Source organism: Achromobacter sp. JD-1, from assembly GCF_038594925.1.
In the GTDB taxonomy this organism is placed as follows: Bacteria; Pseudomonadota; Gammaproteobacteria; order Burkholderiales; family Burkholderiaceae_B; genus Achromobacter; species Achromobacter spanius_C.
Genome location: NZ_JBCGCS010000111.1, coordinates 1 through 504, shown reverse-complemented (window position 1 = coordinate 504; position 504 = coordinate 1). Strand labels below are relative to the sequence as shown.

1 protein-coding gene is annotated in these 504 nt (G+C 65.3%); it reads left to right on the top strand.

What is annotated here, in order from left to right; translation table 11 throughout:
• Positions 1 to 504: condensation domain-containing protein (locus WBR68_RS31470; RefSeq protein WP_230696284.1), on the top strand; the 504-nt coding region annotated here is incomplete at both ends.

Here is a 504-nt window from a genome sequence, read left to right as displayed (position 1 = left end):
TGATCCACGAATTGACCTTTAACGGCCACGTACACGACGGCCAGCTAAGCATTTCGTTGGGCTACAGCAGCAAGCGTCACGATCCCACCCGCATGCAAGCGCTTGCCAAACAGTACGAAGCGGCCTTGCGCGTGCTGGTGGCGCATTGCGTCAGCGGTGTCCACGGCGTGACGCCATCGGACTTCCCGTTGGCGGGCCTGACTTGGGAGGGCCTGCGCGCGCTGGACATTCCCGCGCCGGCACACCAATGGCAAGACCTTTACCCGGTGACGCCGATGCAGGCGGGCATGCTGTTCCACAGCGTGTGGGATGCGGCATCGGGCGAAGACGAAGTCCCGGCCTACGTGAACCAGTTGCGCGTGGACATCGACGGGCTGGACGTGGAACGCTTCCGGTCCGCATGGGCGTCGGCGCTGGCGCGTCACGACGTGTTGCGCACCGGTTTCTTGCAACGCGCGGGCGCACCGCTACAGTGGGTGGCGCGCGACGTGGCGCTGCCGTATA